The 1,797-nt window shown below is 77.5% G+C and carries 1 protein-coding gene; it reads left to right on the plus strand.

The annotated features are described in order from the left end of the window. Positions 1 to 29: 29 nt before the first annotated feature. On the plus strand, positions 30 to 1,797 hold a 1,768-nt coding region (locus ACJA3G_RS36235), incomplete at its 3' end, for a GTPase (protein ID WP_406557280.1).

Raw genomic sequence — 1,797 nt, forward strand, 5'->3', positions numbered from 1 at the left:
CGGCGGCGCCCTCACCCGCGCCCGCGGCCATCCCGCCGCGGCCGAGTCGTCCCCCGGGCCGCCGCGCCCGCGCCGACTCCACGCAGGCCGCGCAGGCCACCCAGGCCGCCCCCGCCGCGGAGACCGAGCCCGGCTGGGACGACGGGCTGATCGCCCGACGCGTCAACGAAGCGGCCGAGGACCTGGTTCCCGTCGAGGAACCCGAGCCGGTCGAGGCGTACGTGCCCATCGGCGGCCCCTACGGCGCCGAACTGCGCGGACGGCTGGAGGCGTTGCGGGAGCTCGTGGGGCTGTCGCGGACGCGGCTCGACGGGAAGACGCTCGCCGAGGCGGGACGCGTGCTCGACGAGGCCGCCGCACGGCAGCGGCTGTCCGCTCGGCACACCGTCGTCGCCATCGCCGGTGCCACCGGCAGCGGCAAGTCGACCCTGTTCAACGCCCTCGCCGGTACGCACATCTCCGAGACGGGGCTGCGCCGCCCCACCACCGGCGCCCCCATCGCGTGCAGTTGGACCGACGGCGCGGCGGGACTGCTGGACCGGCTCGGGCTGCCGGGGAGGCTGCGGCGCAGACCGCTGCCCACCGACCCGCACGCCGAGGCCCTCCAGGGCCTGGTCCTCGTGGACCTGCCCGACCTCGACTCGGCGGTCGTCGAACACCGCCGCCAGGCCGACCGCGTCCTGGCGCTCGTCGACGCGGTCGTCTGGGTCGTGGACCCGGAGAAGTACGCGGACGCCGTACTCCACGAGCGGTACCTGCGACCGCTGGCCGGGCACGCCGAGGTCACCTTCGTCGTACTGAACCAGGTGGACCGGCTCCCCGGCGACGCCGCCGACCAGGTGCTCGACGATCTGCGCCGCCTCCTCGACGAGGACGGCATGGCACTCGGCGAGCACGGCGAACCCGGCGCCACCGTGGTCTCCCTCTCCGCCCTCACCGGCCAGGGAGTCGGAGAACTGCGCGACCTGCTCAGCCGGTTCGTGCAGGAGCGCGGCGCCCCGGAACGCCGGGTCGCGGCCGATCTGGACGCGGCTGCCGCCGACCTGCGACCGGTGTACGTGGCGGACGGCCGCGCGGGGCTCGACGAGCGGGCCCGCGAGGCGTTCACCGACCGCCTCGCCGCGGCCGTGGGCGCAGCCGCCGCGGGGGAGGCCGCCGAACGGGAGTGGCGGCGCAACGCCGGCCGCGCCTGCGGCACCCCGTGGCTGCGGCTCTGGCGCTGGTACGAGGGGATGCGCGTCCCGGGCCGGGAGTCGCCGCAGCCCGCTCCTCCTCCGGAGGAGGAGGTGACCGCCCGCCAGCGGGTCGAGCAGGCGGTGCGCCTGGTCGCGGAGGAGGCGGCCACCGGGCTGCCCGCCCCCTGGGCGCAGGCGGTACGGGAGGCCGCGGTGCGCGGCGCGGAGGGGTTGCCGGAGGCCCTGGACGAGCTGGCGGTCCGGGCGGAGCTGGAACGGGGCACCTCGCCCAGGCCCGCGTGGTGGCCCGCGGCGGTGGTGGTGCAGGCGGCCATGACGCTGGTGCAGATCGTCGGCGGCGTGTGGCTCGCCGGGCAGATCGTGGGGGTGTTCCCGCCCGGGCTGCTGGTACCGGCGCTGGTGATGCTGGCTGGGATCGTCGGGGGCCCGCTGGTCGAGTGGGCCTGCGGGGTCGCGGCGCGCGGACCCGGCCGGCGCTACGGGCAGGAGGCCGAACGGCGGTTGCGGGAGGCGGCGGCCGGGTGCGGCCGGGCAAGGGTCCTGGACCCGGTCGCGGCGGAGCTGATGCGCTACCGCGAGGTGCGGGAGCAGTACGTGGCGG

The sequence above is a fragment of the Streptomyces sp. YS-3 genome, from assembly GCF_045257485.1.
GTDB lineage: Bacteria > Actinomycetota > Actinomycetes > Streptomycetales > Streptomycetaceae > Streptomyces.